Source organism: Acidobacteriota bacterium, assembly GCA_039028635.1.
Taxonomy (GTDB): Bacteria; Acidobacteriota; Thermoanaerobaculia; order Multivoradales; family JBCCEF01; genus JBCCEF01.
This window is the reverse complement of sequence record JBCCHV010000010.1, coordinates 85,790-106,918: the sequence shown is the minus strand read 5'-3', so window position 1 is coordinate 106,918 and position 21,129 is coordinate 85,790. Positions and strand designations below refer to the sequence as shown.

General features: G+C 66.6%; 7 protein-coding genes and 1 tRNA gene. 4 read left to right on the top strand and 4 right to left on the bottom strand.

Going from position 1 to position 21,129, the window contains the following annotated elements; translation table 11 throughout:
• Nucleotides 1-90: 90 nt before the first annotated feature.
• Nucleotides 91-954, bottom strand: coding sequence for a DMT family transporter (locus AAF604_06515; protein ID MEM7049291.1), 864 nt, complete (start codon nt 952-954; stop codon nt 91-93).
• A gap of 241 nt (nt 955-1,195) precedes the next feature.
• Here AAF604_06515 and AAF604_06510 point away from each other — a divergent pair, with 241 nt between their 5' ends.
• The gene (locus AAF604_06510; protein ID MEM7049290.1) at nt 1,196-2,140 is read left to right on the top strand and encodes a LysR family transcriptional regulator; all 945 of its coding nucleotides are present in this window, start codon (nt 1,196-1,198) and stop codon (nt 2,138-2,140) included.
• Between the two features lie 897 nt (nt 2,141-3,037).
• Here the strand turns inward: AAF604_06510 and AAF604_06505 are convergent.
• A tRNA-Glu gene (locus AAF604_06505) sits at nt 3,038-3,113 on the bottom strand.
• Between the two features lie 406 nt (nt 3,114-3,519).
• Here AAF604_06505 and AAF604_06500 point away from each other — a divergent pair.
• Together AAF604_06500 and AAF604_06495 are read left to right on the top strand one after the other, a co-directional pair.
• Nucleotides 3,520-8,379 carry a choice-of-anchor D domain-containing protein gene (locus AAF604_06500; GenBank protein ID MEM7049289.1) on the top strand — a complete coding sequence of 1,620 codons (4,860 nt, stop codon included), beginning with the start codon at nt 3,520-3,522 and terminating at the stop codon, nt 8,377-8,379.
• A 341-nt stretch (nt 8,380-8,720) separates the two neighbouring features.
• Complete coding sequence (locus AAF604_06495; protein ID MEM7049288.1) at nt 8,721-13,571, top strand: choice-of-anchor D domain-containing protein; 4,851 nt, start codon at nt 8,721-8,723, stop codon at nt 13,569-13,571.
• 351 nt (nt 13,572-13,922) lie between these two features.
• On the opposite strand, the gene AAF604_06490 is transcribed toward AAF604_06495, so the two are convergent.
• Nucleotides 13,923-17,270, bottom strand: a complete 3,348-nt coding sequence (locus AAF604_06490) for an ABC transporter permease (GenBank protein MEM7049287.1) — start codon at nt 17,268-17,270, stop codon at nt 13,923-13,925.
• Complete coding sequence (locus AAF604_06485; GenBank protein ID MEM7049286.1) at nt 17,255-17,923, bottom strand: ABC transporter ATP-binding protein; 669 nt, start codon at nt 17,921-17,923, stop codon at nt 17,255-17,257. Before AAF604_06485 ends, AAF604_06490 begins: the two co-directional genes overlap by 16 nt.
• Before the next feature lie 264 nt (nt 17,924-18,187).
• On the opposite strand from AAF604_06485, the gene AAF604_06480 reads away from it, so the two are divergent.
• A complete protein-coding gene (locus AAF604_06480; protein ID MEM7049285.1) occupies nt 18,188-21,037 on the top strand; it encodes a tetratricopeptide repeat protein in 2,850 nt (949 codons plus the stop codon).
• Nucleotides 21,038-21,129: the final 92 nt, after the last annotated feature.

The following is a 21,129-nucleotide window of genomic DNA, read 5'->3' as shown; positions in this document are numbered from 1 at the left end:
TAAATCTCCGTTGCATGGTCAGACCTTCCTTTCAACCGTTCCTGATCTCCCCTGAGGGACCAGATCCTTGGCGTTGCTCGACCGGTCTGGTCACGAGGTTCTTCTTAAGACTTGTTGTGACCGAGTGCCCCTTTCCTCCCGGCGCGAGGTCAACCAGGCCCCCAGGATGACCAGCGCCGTACCCGCAATCGCCGAGGGATGCACCGACTCTCCAAGGAACACGACTCCGAGGACCATCGCGACAGGGGCTCCCAGGTAGATGGGCACGGACCCGCGAGCGCTCCCCACCCGTCCGACCAGGGCGATCATCATCACGAAGGCGAGGCCCGTGCTGAGGGCTCCCAAGGGAAACATCGCCAGGACGGACTTGGTGTTCCACCTCGAGCCCGCCAGATCAGCGAGGCCGAAGGGCACGACGAACACCAAGGAGATGAGCTGAGCCCGAAGGAGCACGGGCAAGGCTCCGTAGCGCTGCTGGAGCGGCACGGCAAGGTTGGCCGCCAGACCGTAGAGGACGACCGAGAATGCGAGCATGCCGACTCCCAGGGCCGTAGATCTCGAAGCCATGAGCTGCGGCCAGGCGATGGCGACCACTCCACCGAAACCCACCAGGAGGCCGGTCCCTTGACTCGGCCCCGGAAGACGCCTGAGCAAGAAGGTGGCCCAGGCAGCGGTGGCCAGGGGCACTGCTCCATTGACCATCCCCGCGACGGCCGAGTCGATCCACTGTTGAGCGATCGGAAAAAGAACCAGAGGCAGGCCCATCCAGAGAATCCCCATCAACGCGATGGAGCCCAGGTCCGAGCGCCGGACGGGCTTCCAAGCACTGGGAAAGCACGCGATCACGGCAGCACCGAGGAGCAGCCGGCTGGCGGCGATAACCCCTGGGCGAAGGCTCTCGAGGCCGATATCGATCCAAAGAAAGGAAGAGCCCCAGATCAGCGCGACGGCCACCAGGCGTGCCCATTCTCCTGGGCCAAAGGCCCTCGAGGACGTCCCTTCGGCAGTTGCCAGAAGGCGGGGCCGGTTGGGCGCCGTAGGCTCCGATGGGTCGTTTTCGGTTCTCCGGCTCTCTTCCGCTCGCATTTCGCTCTCCGGCCTTCTCTTGGCGCTCGTCGGTTCCCAAGCAGAATGAGGCCAGATCGAGATTAAGACAAGCGAAACATTCTTACGATATTCATGTAGAATTTCTAATGTGTTCGATCTCCATCGCCTCCGAATCCTGCAAGCCGTCTCCCGCTACGGCTCCCTCAGCGGAGCCGCCGAAGCCCTTTACCTCACCGCTTCGGCGGTGTCCCAGCAGCTGAGCAAGCTGGAAACGGAAGCCGGCCAGAAGCTCCTGGAACGGCAAGGCCGTGGCGTTCGCCTCACCGATGCTGCCAGTCTGTTGGTGAGCCACGCCGACCGCATCCTGTCCCTGGTGGAACAGGCCGAGGCGGATCTGGAAGAGAAGAAAGGCGCCGTCATCGGGAGCTTGACCCTCGGGGCCTTCGCCACCGCCGCCCGCAGCCTGCTCCCGAGGGTTCTGCGCGATCTTCAGGATCGGCATCCCGGCCTTGCCGTCAGCTTGCAGGAGTTGGAGCCCGAGCACGCCTTGACCGGCGTCATTCGGGGCACGCTGGACCTCTCCGTCGTCGTCGCCTGGGCCAACGCACCCATGGAGATCTCGGACGACCTCACTCGGGAAGTCCTCTTCACGGATTGCGCGGACTTGGCTCTACCTCTGGATCACCCCTTGGCCGAGCGGGAATCGGTGAGCCTCGAAGAGTTCCAAGACCAAGCCTGGATCAGCTGGCCGCAGGGCTCCATCTGCCACCATTGGCTGGTGCTCACCCTGCGCGGTCTCGGAACTGAGCCCCAGATCGTCCACACCGCCCTAGAGCACGCCACCCAAGTCGCCCTCGTAGAAGCCGGCCTGGGCGCCGCCGTCCTCCCCCGCCTCGGTCGCGGTCCCCTGCCAGAGGGCGTTCGCATCGTTCCGGTAGTCCCAGCCCTCGAGCGCCAGGTCTTCGCCGTCTGGAGAAAAGACGCCGGCCGGAGACCCGCCATCACCGCCCTAGTCGACGCCCTACGCCACCACGCCAGCCATCAGCTCGTTGACACGGAGATCGAACAAGAGAGCCACCAACCTCCGTCCTAGGCTTGCCATCGAGGACGTCCCCGACCCTTGGCCGAAATCGCCGTGCCCAAACGCCATGCACAAGAGGCGAGCGTAGCCGTTCTTGAAACCGCAGGTGCTGCCCCAAGAGGTCGACATCGTGCTCCTCGACGGAGGTTCGCCGCCCTCGACCGTGCCCGCTGCCGAGTCAACACCCTGAGCATCGGGGCCCACGGTTGAGCGCCTTTCTATCCCTGCCCTGCTAAGGCGAAGGAGATTCCCCGGTCGTCGGCAATGCGTACGGCCAGCCATGGAGGTCGTTCGATCGCGGTGTGTAGAGCGGATCGGAACCGAAACCGCTCATCGAGCCGACGGCCAGTCCATCGGAAGAAGGATCTTCAGCTTCGGCGTCGCGAAGATGCGAGAACGGGGACTGAGAGATGACATTCGGCCCGACGTCTGTCGGGAGATGATCGGCTATGGCCCGCAAGCGAGAAACAAAGTCCCTTCTCCAAGAGTCGAACAGGTCGGCAATCGAGCCGACACGAGAAATCTCGGCATCCGATTCCGAAGTCGCCCCAGGGCCCACCGCCCCGATTGGAGTAGCAGTCCCCAGTAGAACCAAGACACAAACCACGGCGAGAGCTCGCATCACAGACACCTCCATCTAGTTGTTCAAGGCTTACTTCAGAGGTGCAGGGCAAACGGTCGTTGGGGACGGCAAAGTTCGCCGAGCCCAAGAGTCGAGCGTAGTCTGGCGAGCAACCGTTCGCGTCGCCCAAGGATTCGCCGTGCCCAAGAGTCGAGCGTAGCTCGACAATCAAGAATGCGGCCCCACCCCAGGATTCGCCGTGCCCAAGAGTCGAGCGTAGCTCGACGATTGGGCACACCGAAGCCCGTACGGGGTACTACTCAGAGCGACTGAAAGGGAGCGAGGAGTGGTAGCGCGTACGGGATTCGAACCCGTGTTACCGGCGTGAGAGGCCGGCGTCCTAGACCCCTAGACGAACGCGCCACAGGGATCGAGAACTTAGCAAAATCGCCTCAGCGGTGCAAGAGCCCGGCGCAACCCGGGAGTGAGGCCGGTACTGCTCCTCGGAGTCGCCGATCCTGGGAGGTTTGCGTCGAGCCGTGACGGCATCGGCGGAGTCGGGGCTCTCGTCTTTCCGGTCCGAGCCCTCTCCCCACCCCCAACCTCACTTTTCTGCGGCTCCCGGATCGGTCTTGAGCGCCCTTAAGGGATCTCTTTGTTTGCAGTAAAACTGTTTTGTGCAAATAATCTCATGCGTCACTAAACCTTCCGGTGAGCCCGCAGTACCTCTATGCATACAACCAGTTGTGTCGTCGGGTCGGCGACCGGAGGGCTCTTCGGGGCCGGCCCGCTTTTCATGCATGGGGCCCAACCCGGAGGTAGCACCAGGATGAGAGTTCGCTTGCCTTGGATTCCATTGTTCGCCGCCGCACTGCTGACGGCCGTACCCGCGGCCGCCCAGATCCAGTTCCGACAAGGGGGAACCGTCATTCCCAACGGCTCCACCTACAACTTCGGTAGCACGCCGATCGGGGTCGATCTGACCAAGCCGATCACGATCGTCAACGTCGGCTCGTCGCCGATCAACGTCTCCCACACGTCGGTGTCGTACAACGCCAACGACCCGGGGAGGTTCGTCCTCTCGAACATCGATATCGGGCTGCTCAACCCCGGCGACAGCGGTGGCTTCGACGCCACCTACACGTCGACCGGTGCGGGGACCGTGAGCAACGAGATCCGCCTGCTGGTCGGTGGGGTGCCGACCTACAGCTTCTTCGCCCAGGCGACGGCGACGGAGCCGATCGGCCCGGTGATCGAGCTGCGTCAAGGCGGCACGGTCATCCATCGGAACGACACCTACGCCTTCGGCTCGACGGTCCTCGGAACGGACGTGGTTCGCACCTTCACGGTGACCAACAGCGGTGACCAGAACCTGACCATCAGCCACATCGGAATGGGCGGTGACGGCAGCAACCCGATCATCTTCTCGCCCGAGAACAACAACGTCCAGAACGTGACGCCGGGCAACAGCGCGACCTTCGATCTGCGCCTCGAAGCGGACACCGTGGCCAGCGTCACCAACCTCGTGCGCCTGTTCGTCAACGGCACCTCGAACTTCGAGTTCGACGTCACCGGCACGGTCAACCCGGCGCCGGCACCGAACATGGTGCTGAAGCGCAACGGCACCACCATCAGCCACACCGGGAGCGTGAGCCTGGGCTCGACGGAGTTCGGCGACGAGATCCTGGAGACCTTCACCATCACCAACAACGGCGATGCCACCCTCCATATGGGGGCGGTGACCTGGACCGGCGACGAGGTCAGCATCGCCACCAGCCCGCCGGCGACGGTGCCTCAGGGGCAGAGCCGCAACTTCACGCTGCGCTTCGCGGCGTCGACGGAAGGACCGCGCTCGAGTGTGATCTCGGTGGCGTCCGACGATCCCAACCCGAACCCCTACCAGTTCACCGCCAACTGGACGGTCGACGATGCCATCGGACCGATCATCCAGTTGCGCCAGGGAGGCACGACGATCAATGGCGGATCGACCTTCGACTTCGGTGACACCGGCTTGGGACAGCAGCTTACGCGCACCTTCACGGCGACCAATGCCGGCGACCAGCCGCTGACCATCTCTTGGATCTCGATCTCGAGCCATACGTCCGATCCGGCTTCCTTCGGCTCTCAGAACAACAATGTCCAGAACATCCAGCCTGGAGCTTCGGCGACCTTCCAACTGGTCTTCGATGCGGCCGGTCTGGGCGAGGTGACGAGCGAGATTCGCCTGTTCGTGGGCGGGGTCTCACGCTTCTCGTTCTTCGCTCTGGCGGAGACGCGACCGCCTTCCTTCACGGTCAACGTTTCGCCGGGCTCCCGGACGGTCGAGCGTGGTCAGGCCACGACCTACACGGTGACGGTCAACGGTCAGTTCGGCTTTAGCTCGAACGTGGCGCTGTCGTTGAGTGGTCTGCCGGGATCGACCAGCCACACCTTCACGCCGGTGAACGTGTCGCCGGGATCGAGCTCGACGCTGCGGGTGACGACCACCTCGTCGACACCTCTGGTGACGCGAACCCTGACCGTGACCGGCACCGGCGGTGGCTTGACCCGCACCGACACGGCCCAGCTCACGGTGGTCGGCGACCAGGACTTCACGGTGGACGTGAATCCCTCGGCCCGTTCGGTGCAGCGCGGGAGCTCGACCACTTACACGGTCGCGGTGAATCCGATCAACGGCTTCAGCACCGGAGTCACTCTGTCCCTCTCCGGGCTTCCGGCCGGGGCCAGCCACACCTTCACGCCGGTGACGGTGACCCCGGGCAACACCTCGACGCTCGAGGTCACGACCAGCTCGTCGACTCCCCTGGGCAGCCGGACGCTCACCATCACCGGCAGTGCTGGAGGAGTGAGTCGCAGCGACACCGCCGAGCTGACGGTGACGGACACACCGCCCGCCGGTGTGCCGGTGATCAACAATGTCTCACCGGAGACCATCATCCACGGAGGGGTGAGCTTCTTGACCCTCCAGGGTGCCAACTTCCAAGGCTCCTCGGTGTCGATTCCGAGCCAGGCTCCGGATCCCAACGATCCGGTGCAGCGCTGGTTCCCGACGGTGTCGGTGCAGAGCATCAACGGCGCCGGCACCTCGATGGTGGTGCGGGTCGACGCGACCGATACGCGCATCATCGACTTCTACAACCTGTTGGTGACCAACTCCTCCGGCGAGGATGGGATCCCCTTCCGGGTTCTGCCGCCGGGACCGCTGGTCGACACCTGGACTCCGGGTGAGCCGGAGCGCGGTGACGCCTACGTTCTCTCGCTGGTGGGACACAACCTGAGAAACGCCACGGTGTCGCCTTCGCAGGGTGGCCGGGTGCGCATCTTCGGCATGGACAACAGTCGGTCCAACCGCCTCAACGCGATTCTCGAGGTCTTCCCGAATGCACCTCTCGGGCCCTTGAATCTGATCGTGCGGGATCCGTCCGGTCGCACCGTGACCCTGCCGATCACCGTTCGGGCTCCGGGAGCGGCCAGGCTGTTGACTCGCAACCTGATGGCCGAGCAGTCGCCACCGACGACCCTCAACCCGGGGCCGACCCAACCGCGGGACGGATCCCCCCAACCGGCCGTCTACTTCCAGGACTTCACCCAGCGGGCGGCTCCCTTGACGGTGGTCGACGGAGAGAACGTGGTGGTGCTCGATCCGGCCCTCGCGCCGGCCCGGGCGGGGCTGATGGAGGGAGGCGAAGAATCGCTCGGAATCGCCATCTACTGTCGCTTGACCCTCAACCTGGTGCGCTTCCACTGTCAGGTGGCGTTGATCTTCGATCCCGACACCGGGAGGATCGGCGATGCGGTGCTCCAGGGGCTGGGCCTCGGCAGCCGGGTCTCGATCGGTGCCTTCGTCTTGTCCTTCTACCTCGACGTCGATCTGACCATCTACTTCCGATGTGACTTCCAAGGCTGGAGCTTCCCGCTCTTCTGCCTGCGGATCACCTCGGGGTTGGAGATACCGGGCCGGGGCGGTTTCGCTTTCGTGATCGACTTCTGCTTCGGCGGCGGTGGGGATGACTTCACCTCCGGCAGCACAGACACCCTGGTGGTCACCGGCGGACCCTGCGCCGAGGTCACGCAGCAGGGGCCGCCCTCGGAGGGCTTGGTCTTCGCCGAGGTCGAGCAGACCGATTGCTGCGAGCAGCCGATCGCCGTGAGCGGCTCCGGGTCGACCTTCACAGGATTCAGTTTCGGGTTACCCAACTTCAATACTTTCAACCCGGAGGCGGGGCGAACGTCGCCCCTGTGTGGTGGCCCCTGTTCGGTCAGTATCAGTCAGCCGCCAGCCTGTATCGCACGCAACCGCATGCGCACCTACAACGCCTCCGGAACACCTTCCGGCGGCAACTACCAATGGAGCATCGAGGCGGGCGGAAGCAGCGCCTCGATTCAGGGGGCGAACGACCAGTCGAGTGTCTCGGTGAAGGGCAACGCCGCCAGTCAGTCGGCGGACGATGTTCGGCTGCGGGTCACCTACACGGATCCCTCGGGCAACCTCTGCGCCAAGACGACGGAGCTGTCGGTCATCGACATCGAGCTGACCTATAAGGACTTCGGCGTCCTCGATCCGGCGGCCGATATTTGGCTCGACCCGACCCAGGGACTCCCGAAGCTCGGACCGGTCTCTCCTGGACTCCCCCCGGGGACCACCGGCTGGTACAAGAACATGCAGGTCAAGGGGCGGATCACACCGTGTGATCCAGAGCTGCGTTGCGACTTCGACTTCAAGCGCGATCGGCAGGGTACCGCCGGTCACCTGGCGGTCTATCCCGACCGTCCGCCCATCTTCTTCGCCGAGCAGGGCATCGATTGCCCCCAGGGTGGCTGCGACGACGACCTGACGAACAACGACGAGGATCTCGACATGGATCCGGGTCCGAGCTGCGCGGTCTTCGTCTTGGACTCGGCCGGCGGACGTCCCGGATTCACCTGTGGTGGGCCCACCCTGCCCCAGGGGTTGTTGCTCAACTGCATGAGCTTCGACGAGTGGCTCAACGTCGACGGAGTGCGGGTCACCCCGAATCTGCCTTGGTTCGCCAGCACGCGAGTGGCCTGTGACGGCGTCAGCTGGCAGGCCCATCCTGGCGGTCAGGGCAACCAGATGGGACAGGGGGTTCTCGACTGCAGCCGCCAGGCGGTGTTCCCCACCGCGCCGTCGCCGGTGCAGGCCGACGAGAGCTATAGCCGGGCCGGAATCCTGACGCTGCTGCGCTCGGCCGAGCAATACCAGCGGATGGAGGGGGCGGCGATGGTCCAGGCCTGGGACGCCTCGGGCAAGCTGACCGGCAACCCGCGCACCAAGCTGATCGGCAACCTGATCAACTTCGCCAAGAAGCGCTGGGGCGGCAACGTGCCCTTCTCGAAGCCTTTCCTGGCGGTCCGCCTCCTCGGCACCCTGAAGGCCGAGGAAGCGGTGCCCCTGCTGATCGACCGTGTCCTCGACGAGTTCACCCGCTCGGAGTTCTCGGGACTCGCACCGATCACGCCGGCGGCCTCGTCCCTGGCCCAGATCGGGGTTCCCGCCATCGAGCCGATCCTCGATCAGGCGGCAGTGGCCAGTGAGCCCGAATGGGCGGAGCTGACCAAGGCGCTGCGCCGCATGCCGGATCCGGCCGATGTCGCCGACGCGGTGGAAATGCGCATGCTCCACGCCAGCGACCTCGAGGAGAAGCGCTTGAGCGAGCTGATGGAGTGATCTTCCGGTAGTCCGGGACCCTCTCGCGAGGACCCCGTTCAACGGCGGGCTTCCGTCCCTTACGGATGGGAGCCCGCCCTGCTTCTGGATGGTCGGCACTCCGTTCGGAATTGAATCTGACGCGCCGCATCGCGAGCCACAAATCATCGAATCTGGCCTGCTTATTGGCGTCGTCGACTTATTTTCATCGAAGAATTCTGAATATACGTCTTTGTGCCGATAAACCTTTTCGGTTCAATCTCGGTATTTGAATTGAGCATCCGTGTCATCGGGATCGCCTTCCGGGACCTCTCGGAGGACGGTCCACTTCACCGAGGGGCCAGACTGGAGGTAGCACCAGGATGAAACATCGTTTGGCTTGGGTTCTTCTTGTCGCCAGCGTGGCGCTCGCCGGTTCGGCGAATGCCCAGATCCAGTTCCGACAGGGCAGCACGGTCATTCCCGACGGCTCCACCTACGACTTCGGCAGCACGCCGGTCGGGGTCGACCTGACGCGCCCCATCACGTTGGTCAATGTCGGCTCGACGGCGATCAACGTCTCCCACTTGTCGGTTTCGAGCAACGCCTTCGATCCCGGCCGATTCACCACCTCGAACGCCGACATCGGGGTGATCCCGCCGGGCGGAACGGGCGGCTTCGACGCCACCTACACCTCGACCGGTGCCGGCACCGTGACCAACGAGATCCGCCTTCTGGTCAACGGGGTGCCGACCTACAGCTTCTTCGCGCGGGCAACGGCGACGGCGCCGATCGGTCCGGTGATCGAGCTGCGCCAGGGTGGCACGACGATCCAACGCAATGACCTGGTCAACTTCGGCACCACCACCGTCGGCAGCGATCTGGTGCGCACCTTCACGGTGACCAATGGCGGTGATCAGAACCTGACGATTGCGCCGATCGGCTTTGCCGGTGGCACTGGCAATCCAATCTCCTTCTCCGTCGACAGCAACAACGTCAACAACGTCGCTCCCGGCAACAGCGCCACCTTCACGCTGCGCTTCGAGGCCGACAGTGTCGGCACGCGGACCAACCGGGTGCGGCTGTTCGTCGGCGGCGTTTCGGACTTCGAGTTCGACGTCCGCGGCACCGCCAATCCTGCGCCAGCGCCCAACATGGTGCTGAAGCGCAACAGCGCGACCATTTCCCCCGACGGCAGCGTCAGTCTCGGAGCGACGGACTTCGGCGACGACCTGTTGGCGACCTTCACCATCACCAACACCGGCAACGCCACCCTCAACGTCGGCGGGGTGACCTGGACCGGCAACGAGGTGAGCATCGCCACCAGTCCGCCGTCGACGGTGCCGGCCGGAGGCAGCCGCAACTTCACTCTGCGCTTCTCCGGCGACAACGAGGGCGGTCGCGCGAGCGTCATCTCGGTGACCTCCGACGATCCCAGCCCGAACCCTTATCGCTTCACGGCGAACTGGACCGTCAACGACGCCATCGGCCCGATCATCCAGCTGCGCCAGGGCGGCACGACGGTGGCCCAGGGCTCGACCTTCGACTTCGGGGACACCGGTGTCGGCCAGCAGATCGTGCGCACCTTCACGGCCACCAACGGCGGCGATCAGCCGCTCACCATCGCGCCGATCTCGATCTCCAGCAACGGCAGCGATCCGGCCGCCTTCCACGCCCAGAACAACCAGGTGACCAACGTCGCGCCGGGTGCCTCGAGAACCTTCCAGCTGCGCTTCGACGCTGCCGGGCTCGGCACCGTCACCAGCGAGATTCGGCTGTTCGTCAACGGGGTGTCGCGCTACTCCTTCTTCGCCACGGCGGAGACCAAAGCGCCGAGCTTCGTGGTCAATGTGTCGCCGGGGACGCGCACCGTGCAGCGTGGTCAGGCGACCACCTATACCGTGGCGGTTTCCGGCCAGTTCGGCTTCAGCTCGAGCGTCGCGCTCTCACTGAGCGGCCTGCCCGGAGGGACCAGCCACACCTTCACGCCGGTCAACGTGTCGCCGGGCAGCACCTCGACGCTGCGCGTGACGACCACGGCGTCGACACCGCTGGTGACGCGAACCCTGACCGTCACCGGAACCGGGGGTGGTTTGACCCGCACCGACACCACTCGCCTGGTGGTGATCGGAAATCAGGACTTCACCGTCGACGTTTCGCCTTCGGCGCGCAGTGTCCAGCGCGGTCAGTCGGCCATCTACACGGTGTCGGTGAATCCGGTCAACGGGTTCAGCACCGGGGTGAGTCTCTCGATCAGCGGTTTGCCGACGGGCACCAGCCACACCTTCACGCCGGCGACGGTGACGCCGGGGAACAGCTCGACGCTCGAGGTCACGACCAGCAGCTCGACGCCGCTGGTGACTCGCACCCTGACCATCACCGGCAGCGGCGGAGGTATCAGTCGCTCGGATACGGCACAGCTCACGGTGACCGACCAGCCACCGGTGGGCGAGCCCGTCATCGACAGCGTGTCGCCGGACACCATCGTCCACGGCGGGGTCCATTTCCTGACCTTGAGCGGTGCCAACTTCCAGGGCGCGACGGTGTCGGTGCCGGACGAGGCGCCGGATCCGTCGGACCCGATGACGCGCATCTTCCCGCCGGTGTCGGTGGAGAGCATCAACGGCAACGGCACCCAGATGACGGTGCGGGTCGACGCCAGCGATACGCGGGTCCTCGACTTCTACAACCTGCTGGTGACCAACAGCGCCGGCGAGGAAGGGGTGCCTTTCCGGGTGCTGCCGGCGGGTCCCCTGGTCGACACCTGGACCCCGGCAGAGCCGGAGCGTGGCAATGCCTACGTGCTGTCGTTGGTGGGCCACAACCTGCGCAACGTCACGGTGTCGCCCTCGCAGTCCGGCCGGGTGCGCATCTTCGGTCTCGACAACAGTCGCGCCAATCGCACCAACGCCATTCTCCAGGTGTTCGACAATGCGCCCCTCGGGCCGATCAACCTGGTGGTGAGGGATCCGTCCGGTCGCAGCGTCAGCTTGCCGATCAACATCCGGGCCCCAGGCTCGGCCAGCTTGCTGACTCGTAACCTGATGGCCGAGCAGCAGCCCACCGATCAGCTCGGACCGCGGGGCGCTCCGAGCGCTCCCCAGCCGGCGGTCTTCTTCCAGGACTTCACCCTGCGCGAAGGACCGCTGACGGTGGTGTCCGGAGAGAACGTCGTGGTGCTCGACAAGGCGATGGCCGGTGGCCGATTGGTGGAGCCGGTGGAGGCCAATCTCAACATCGCCATCTACTGCCGTATCAAGCTCGACCTGGTGCGCTTCCACTGGCAGGTGGCGCTGATCTTCGATCCCGATACGGGAGAGATCGGCGATGCCGTGCTGCAGGGCTTGAACCTGGGGCAGCGGGCCGATATCGGGGCCTTCGTGCTGTCCTTCTATCTCGATGTCGATCTCTTCATCTACTTCCGCTGTGATCTCCAGGGCTGGAGCTTCCCGCTCTTCTGCCTGCGAATCACCTCGGGGCTCGAGATCCCGGGGCGCAGCGGGTTCGCCTTCGTCATCGACTTCTGCTTCGGCGGCGGTGGTGACAACTTCACCTCCGGTAGCACCGACACCCTGGTGGTGACCGGTGGACCGTGTGCCGAGGTCACGCCGCAGGGGCCGCCGTCGGAAGGCCTGCTCTTCGCCTCGGTCGAGCAAACCGACTGCTGCGATCAGCCGATCTCGGTGGCCGGCTCCGGTTCGACCTTCACAGGATTGGGGTTCGGCACAAACTTCAATGTCAACAACCCAGAAGCCGGCACCTCGACATCGGACTGCGGCCCCGGCGGCTGCTCGGTGTCGATTTCGCAACCGCCGGCCTGCGTGGCGCGCAACCGTATGCGCACCTTCAACGCCTCCGGCAACCCGTCCGGTGGAAGCTTCCAGTGGAGCATTCCCCAGGGCGGCAACCGGGCCTCGATCGAAGGGGCGAACAATCAGTCGAGCGTGTCGGTCAAGGGCACGGCCACCAGCCAGCAGGCGGATGACGTCGAGCTCAAGGTGACCTACACCGATCCGCAGGGCAATAGCTGCTCGCAGACGACGGATCTGTCGGTGATCGAGGTGGATCTCATCTGGCGCAATTCCGGCACCCTCGATCCCATGTTCAACGCCCCGGCGGTCACCGACGGCAACTTCGGACTCCCGACGCTGGGACCGGTGTCGCCGAACAATCCACCGGGCACGGTCGGATGGTTCAAGAACATGGAGATCAAGGGCAAGGTGACGCCCTGCGATCCGAACCTGAGGTGCGACTTCGACTTCAAGCGCGATCGCCAGGGCACCGTTGGCTTCCTGCAGCTCACCGGTCCGGGTCAGGCGCAGTTCCAACCGGAACCGAATCTGGATTGTCCCCAGGGTGGCTGCGACGACGACCCCAACGAGCTCGACGAGGATCACGATCTCGATGGGCCTCCGGGGTGCGGGGTTTTCGTTCTCGATGTGCCGGGTCTTTCGGTGGGCAGCGCCTGCACGCCGACCAGCAACAATGGGCTCTTCATCATCAACTGCCTGACCTTCGAAGAGTGGCTCAACGTCGATGGCGTGCGCGGTTCCGACATTCAGCGCTGGAATGCCAGCACGCGCGTCTTCTGCGACGGCAATAGCTGGCAGCTCAACGGCCTGGGTCAAGGCAACCGGATGGGTGTCGGCACCCTCGACTGCAGTCGGCAGGCGGCCATTCCCACCGGCGGTCCGGCCCCCAACCGGATCGAGGTCGCCTACGACGTCGACTCGATCCTCAAGCGCCTGTTCTCGGGGACGGCGGCGGAGCGTATGGCCGCCGCCGCCGAAGTGGTCGACTGGGATGCGAGCGGAACCCTCAACGGCGGCAGCCGCGACGACCTGGCCAAGATGCTGCGCCGCATGGTCGGTCGCCCGGCCCAGGCGGGCGAGGAGTTCGCGACTCCGCTGCAGGCCATTCGCCTGCTCGGAACGCTGCGTGATTCGGGGTCGACGGCGCTGTTGATCTCGCACATCGGCGACGAGTTCGTGCGACCCGATGTCGACGCTTTCGAGGACATCACTCCGGCGGCGGTGGCCCTGGCTCAGATCGGCCAGCCCGCCATCGGAGCAATCCTCGATCGTGCCGCCGTCGCCGACGAAGCCGAATGGTCGATGTTGACCAAGGCGCTGCGTCGCATGCCGGACTCGGCGGACGTCGCCGACGCCCTCGCTCCGCGGCTGGCCGCCGCCAGCGATCTCGAACTGAAGCGGTTGAGTGAATTGATGGAGTGAGCGTCGACCATCGGCGGAAACGCCGATAGCGACGCTCCGTTCGATCGCGGGCTCCCGACCTTTGGGTTGGGAGCCCGCTTTGTTTCTCGAGGTCGGGCTAAACCCTGTGGCGGTGGCTCGGCACTAACGGGCTGGAGCCTCGGCTCCGAGGTGGCAGGGCCGTGCGGAGTCTCGCGGCATCGAAGCTCCGAGGGGCCAGCCGGCCTGCGTCACCTCGCCGTGAGTCTTCGCTTCCCGAATCCTCCTCGGGCGCGAGGCTTGGCTCGACCCGGAAAACGGTGCCCGGGTCGAGCCTCTTTTCTTTTCGTTGCCGACAGCGAGGTGGCCCCGGCCATCACTCCGGCCCTACCGTCACTCCCGTTTCAAGGTCTCCAGCAAGGGAATCCTCAGGCTGCCGAAGGCAGCCACCAGACCGGCCACCATGCCGACCGAGAAGATGCCCGCCAGCAGTCCGGCCAGCGAGCTCCAGGGGGTACTGCCGTGGCCTGCCAACAGGTGCGGAGCGACCGCGGCCAGGCCGGCGACGCTGCCGATCACCATGCCGATGGCGAGCAGCAGGGCATTCTCCGTCGCCACCAGGCGGGCGAGCCGAGAGCGCCGGAAACCGAAGGCGCGCAGCGCCGCCAACTCGCCGCGCCGCTCGAGGACGTTGCGCACCATGACGATCGCCAGACCCAGAGTGCCGAGCAACAGGCCGAGGCCGCCGAGGGCCTGGAAGGTGGTCAGGTACATGTTTTCGACCGCCTGGTAGGTGGCGATCTTGTCGCGCGTCGCCTGGCCGTCGAAGCCGTAGTCGGAAAAGCCCCCTTCGAGCTGCGCCAGCAGCTCCGGCGAGCCGTCTTCGATGACGAAGTAGGAAAAGCCGCCGCGGCTCGGGAAGTGCTCGAGGAGGCGCTCCTCGGCGACGATCAGCTCGCTCTGGAAGAAGCTGCCCTCGAGCTGCGCCACGATGCGCAGCCGCACCTCCTCGCCGTGCTCGTCCTCCATCACCAGGTCGTCGCCCTGGGCGAGCTGGAGAATCCAGCGCACCGAGGCGTAGTCGCCGATCGCCGGCACCACCCCCGGTCCGTAGTCTTTGGCGAGCAAGGACCAGGGATTCTCGACTTCCTCGAGGGCGCTGCGGAAGTGGAACCCGCCGCGCTCCCGGAAGGCCGCCGGCGCGCCCAGCACTCGCGGGCTCTCGGGCTTGTAGAGGTTGAGACAGCTGGCGTCCTCGCCGGGCAGCAAGCGGAACGGGAAGAGTCCCGCCTCGGCGACGCGGGCCGCCTCTTCGGGGCCCCAGCCCATCGCCTCGAGACTCTCGAAGCGGGTGGGATCGCGCCGGATCGGAACGTCCGTCTCGGCGACCAGGCCGTAACCGCCGGTACCCTCGGCGCCTTCTTCCGGCGTCGCCTTGCGATTGGCCGTGACGCTCACCAACACGAAACAGGCGCAGCCCACCAGGATGACGCTCAGCAAGCTGCGGCCGGGGTTGGCGGCGCTGTTGCGCGCCGCCAGATTGGCGAGGTGGCCGGCGGTCAGCGGTCGGCGGCGATCGCGGCTCCAGGCGGCGAAGGCGGCGAAGCCGGCGCCGCAGAGGGCGGCTCCAACGCCGAAGAAGAGGGCCGGCGAAGGCTCGTCCTGGGCCAGTCCCAGGGCGATCATCAGAATTGCGAGCACCAGGCCGACCAGGGCGCCGCGGCGGGCGCGGGAAGATCGGCGCGGCGAGGCTCCTTCTCGCCCCCAGCGTCCGGCGAGGAGGGCGAGGGTGCGCTGACGGCCCATGCGCCGTACGGTGCCGAAGAGCACCAGAGCCACCAACAGCAGCGAAGCCAGGGCTCCGGCGATCAGAGTCAGCGGGTTGACGGCGAGGGTAAGAAACGGCGAATCGACGATCGGTGACCACCAGCTCGCCAACGCGCGCAGCAGCGCCGCCGCGTAGGCGATGGCGAGGCCGGTACCGAGGAGGACGCCCAGCAGAGCCAGGCCGAGACCCTCGGTGAGCACCTGCCGACGCACTGTCTTGAGGGGAAAGCCGACGGCCAAACGAAGACCCCACTCGGGGGCTCGGTTCTCGACCGCCAGGCGGAAGAGCAAGGCTACCAGCAAGGCCGCGGAGGCGATCAGGAACATGCTGAAGCCGAGGAACAGGCCGGTGAAATCGGTCGCTCCGGCAGAGCCCTCGAGACCTTCCTGCTTCAGCGAGCGGAAGACCAGGCCGGCGGGCTCGAGGGGGAAGCGCGCCGGCAGCTCGTCCCGCAGTCTTGCCTCGATGGCCGCTGCCCCGCCGGCGCCTTCGCCCGCGGCGAGGCGCAACGCCGTCAGTTGGCCGAAGCGATTGCTCCACAGGCGCTGGCCGGTGGCCAGTGAGACGAAGGCTTTGGGGGCGGCTCGATGGAGATCCCAGTAGTCCTCGTCGCGGGCGGTGACGGCGTCGAGATCCACCGGAAAGGGTGGGTCCCAAGAGGCGATGTCGCCGGCCTCGGCGATGCCCGGAAACTCCGGTGTCAGCCGCTGGTCCACCGCCAAGCCGTCGAGCTGCACCACGCCGGCGACCTCGAAGTCGGCCTGGCGGGTGATCAGCTCGTCCCGCGGGCCGACGGCGTAGTAGCTCAGGGTCAGGGCGTCGCCGGCCTCGGCCGCCAGGTCCTCGGCGAGCCAGGCGTCGAGCAGGATCTGGTTGCCGGTGAGGGCTGGCGCGGCGGCGCCGCCGACCAGGGTGAGCTCGCCAAAGGACGGCGCCACCGGGGTCTGGAGCGCTGCCACCGTGGCGTAGGAGGCCGAGCGGTCGCCGATCACCAGCTCGTTGGCGAGATAGCTCAGCAGCGGCTGGCTGTCGGCGGCGGCGACTGCGACCACTTCTTCGGCGATGGCGGGCCGCAGCACGAAGTCGCGACTCTCGACGATCAGGCGTTCGCCGTCGCGGCTCACCGAAAGGCCGAGATCCTCGAGGGAGAAGGCCTGGCGCACGGCGCTGTCGAGCGCCTGCGGGGAAACGGCACCGGTCACGAACAAGGCGTTGATCCAATCGTCCCGGTCGTCGCGCGGATTGCGATTGGCGGCCCGCTGCAGGGTGCGCAGGGGGACGAAGGCGGAGCGCGGTAGCTCCTGGGATGGAGTCAGACCGAAGCGGCCCGGGCCGCGATTCGGCAGGATGGCGGCCACCGTCACCCGCACCGCTTCGAGCGTTTCGTCGGAGTCGGCGCCGCCGACCAGCGTCTCTTGGGGAATCTCCTGGCGGCCCTCGAAGGACAGCAGCAGGGCTTCGCCGACGGCGACTCCGAGCTCGTCCGCCAGGGCGCGGTTGAGCACCGCCGGAGCGAAGATCTGGCCGCTCTGGCGCGCGATGCCGGCGAGCAGGGCAGCGCTGTCCGCGAACAGATCTCCGAAGTTCTCGTCGATGCCGTAAATGCCGACGCGGGAGGCGCGCCGCTGAGACTCCGGGTCTTCGGCCGTACCTCGCAGGACGACCGCCGGCACCACCTCGGCGGTCTCGTCGGCGATGGCGGTCTCGAGCTCTTGGGCGACCTCTCGCCGGAGCTGCGTCGGCACGATCAGCGCCTGCTCGATCGCCCCGAGGCGGTCTTCGGTCAGCTGCCGCAGGCTCTGGCGCATCGAGTCGCCGACCACCAGGGCGCCGGTGAGCACCGCCGTCGCCACCGCGGTACCGGCCACCACGGCGAGCTGCGAACGCCAGAAATGCTTCAGGCCGCGGAGCATCGGCCTTCCGTCAACCGGCAGGTGCGCTCGCAGCGCTCCGCCAGCTCGCGGCTGTGAGTGACCACCACCAGCACGTTGTCTTCTTCGCGGTGGAGCTCGAAGAGGAGATCGGCGACGGCGGTGGCGGTGGCGCCGTCGAGGCTGCCGGTGGGCTCGTCACAGAGCAGCAGGCGCGGCTTCTGGATCAGCGCCCGGGCCACCGCCACCCGCTGGCGCTCGCCACCCGAGAGCTCCGCCGGCCGGTGGTTCAAGCGCGGGCTCAGGCCGACCCGGTCGAGGAGCTGTCGCGCTCGCGCCAGTTGGCCTTCGCGGTCCCCCGGAAAGGCGAAGGTCGGCAGCAAGACGTTCTCGAGCACCGAGTACTGGGGCAACAGCCGGTGCTCTTGAAAGATGAAGCCGATGCGCTGATTGCGGAAGCGCGCCAGCTGTGGCTCGCTGAGCTTCGACGGATCGTCACCGTCGAGGCGGAAGCTGCCGGCGGTCGGCTGGTCGAGGGTGCCGAGCAGATGCAGCAGCGTGCTCTTGCCGGAGCCGGACGGACCGATCACCGCCAGGGCTTCGCCGGCCTGCAGTTGAAAGGTGACGCCGCGCAGCACTTCGACGGTCTCGCCACCGAGGGTAAAGCTCTTGTGAATGTTGTCGACTTCGAGCATCGAATCCTCCCGCGGGGATTCTCCCAGAGGAAGGGTTCAGGACAAAGGCGATTCGCCTCCTCCGGAGTCCCGAAGCAACCGTCCGGGCAGGCGAGACATTCCAGAAGCTCGCCAGCGGGCCTCTTTCCATCTCTTGACGGCACGGAAATCGTTGCGACACCCTAAGCCGAGGCGAGGAATCCCAGCACTTCGGGAACCCGGCGGTTCTCGAAAGCAGCGCGAGCTGGCCCACCGGGCGAGGCCCGCGCAGGAGCGAGCTTCGCCATGAGCACATCTCATTCCCCGAACGAGCCCTTTCTCCTCGGCGATTGGACCGTCGAGCCGACCGCCGGCACCCTGCGGCGCGGAGGGACTCTGCGTCGCCTCCGGCCTCAGGAGATGGACCTGCTGGTGGCTTTGGCCGAGCGCCGCGGTCGGGTGGTGCCCCACGAAGAGCTGATGACCACCATCTGGCGCGGTGCGGTGGTCGAGGAAGGTGCCCTGGCGCGCTGTGTCTCCCTGATCCGCAAGGCCTTGGGCGACCAGGCCCGGCAGCCGCGCTTCATCGAAACCGTTCCGAAGCGCGGTTACCGCTTGATCGCCGACGTGCGTTGGTCGCCAGACTCGCTGCGCGCGAGCGGTAGGGAGCCGGCCGTAGCTCCACCGCGCCACCAGCCGCTGTCGCCGGCCGACGGGCGCTGGCGCTGGCTGACCCTGAGCCTGCTGGTGGTGGGGGCGGTCGGTTGGCTCGGCTGGCAGTCTTGGCGGGATTCGCCGCAGGCCGGCGTGGCGCCGGTCCTCGAGGCCGAAGCTCCGACCGTTGCCGTGCGGAGCTTCGAGGACCTGTCGGGCCGTGAGGAGCTCGCCTGGCTGTCCCGCGGACTGGCCGAGATGGTGGCCACCGAGCTCGCCCTGTCGCCGCGAGCACAGCTCTTGCCCCGCGAGCTCGTCGAAGGTCGTGGCTCGGAACCCGGGACCCCGCCGGCGGAGCTCGGAGCAGCCCTCGAGGTGCGGGGGTCGTTTCTGGTCGAAGGGAACGGCATCCGACTGGATCTACAGCTCCGCGAAGTCGAAGGCGGCCGCGTCGTCGCCGGCGTGGTCGAGGGCGGAGAGCTTTCCGATCTCGCTGGCTTGGTGCGCCAGGCCGGGAGCTCCCTGCGCCAGCGATTGCCGGGCGCCGCCGACGATGGCGGCGAGGAACGGGCGGCCCTGCCGGACGATCCCGAGGCGATTCGCCTTTACACCGACGGGCTGCTCCAGCTCGGCCACTTTCGGCCACGGGCGGCGCGCGAGTCCTTCGAGAGGGCGCTCGCCATTCAACCGGACCAGCCCTTCACTCAACTGGCTCTGGCCGACGCGCTGCAGTCCCTGGGGCGGGCCCGGGAGGCCAGCGAAGTGGCGACCTCGGCGCGGGCTGCTTCGGCCCGGCTGCCGGTCAATCAGCGGCTTTGGATCGAGGCCCGGTCCCTGGGCGTCGCGGCGCGTTGGAAAGAGGCGTCGGTGGTCTTTCGACGCCTGTGGGATGCCTTCCCTGAGAACCTCGAGTACGGCCTCGGCTACACCAACAGCCTGACCCAAGCCCGCGACTTCCATGGCGCCCTGGAGGCCCTGGCGGAGCTCAGGGGGCGCCTCGGGCCGGGGGATCTCGATCCGCGGATCGACTATCACGAGGCCTTGACGGCTCGATTGATGGGGCGGCAAGAGCGGGCGCGCGGAGCCGCGGAGCGAGCCGCTGCCGGCGCTCGCCAGCGTTCCGACGTCCACCTCGAAGCGCGGGCCTTGCACCTGCTCGGAGCCAGCCTCTACGCCCTCGATCTCCCCGACGAAGCGATGGCGAAGCAACTCCGCTCACTGGAGAGCTTCCGCGCCGTTGGCGATCAGCGCGGCATTGCCTGGTGCCAGACCATGCTGGGCCGGTGGAGCTATCACGAGGGCAAGCTCACGGCCGCCGACGAGCACTTTGCCGATGCCCTCGCCACTTTCCAAGGATCGGGAGATGAGAAAGCCGCAGCGGTGGTCAGCCGCCAGCGGGCCGAGGTCGACCTCGTCCGCCAGCGCAATCAGCCGGCCCTCGAGGCGCTGGAGTCGGCCCTCGCCACTTTCCAGGCGCTGAATGACGACTTTGAGCAGGCTCAGACCTACAACTCCCTCGGCATTGCCTTCAATCAACTCGGTCGCCGCGCCGAGGCGGTCGAGGCCTACACCCAGGCCCACGCCCTCTACCGCCGAACCGGAAATCAGGAGATGGAGGCTTCCACCCTTTACAACCTGGCCACGGTTCAGATGAGTCAGGGGCGTTGGCGCGATGCCGCCGAGCGCTTCCGCCAAACGGAAGTCAGCTTTCGCGACCTTGGCAACAGGTATGCCTTGGCTAACGTCCTGTTCTCGGTGTCCCTGTCGGGAATGTACCTGGGGAATCTTGAGGCCGCGGAGCAGGCCGCCGTCGAAAGTGTCGCCCTGGCGCGCGAGATTCAGAATCCGCGCCTCTTGGCCCAGTGTTTGATCCAGCGGTCTCGGGTCTTCTCGCTCCGTGGTCATCATGGCGAGGCCCTGGCGGCCGCCGACGAGCTCGGCAAGATCCTCGGTGATCTCGATGAGCCGGGCTTCGAAGCCGAGGGCCAACGTGCGATGTATCGCGTGCGCTTCGCCGCCGGGGAAGGCGAAGCGGCAGCGGTGGCGATTCGCCGCGCCATGGCGTTGCACGAGGACTCCTACCGCGATCCCTACTTTCTCGCCCGGGCGCTCTTGGCTGCCGGTCGGCCGGTCGCAGCCTCGAGGGCCTTGCCGGGCGGGGAGATCGCCGGAGGTCCGGTCGACCTGATCGAAAACAGCTTGATCATCGCCGATGTCCGACGCGCCAACGGACAGCCCTCGGCAGCCCGCGACCTTTTGCTCCGGGCTTTGCCGCTGGCGAAGGAGGGCGGCCTGTGGTGGTTGGTCGTCCAGACCGAGGGGAGACTCCTCCTTCTCGACCTTCAGGAACGCGAAGATCCGGCCGCCGCCGAGCGCCTCATCACCTTGCTGGAAGAGCTGCGCTCGCGTTCTTACGAGATGTCAGCCTCCTGGCTCGAGGGCGAGCTGCGGCGCCTGCCGCCGGGACGAGCTCCCGGTTTCGCTGCGGAGGAGCTTGATTGAGGGCGGCCCTCCCGGGGCCCCCCACCCGCGTGGGAGCAGGACGCGGGTGGCCGGGAGGGCTCATGGAGGTTTACGTCGGGGGGAACGGAATC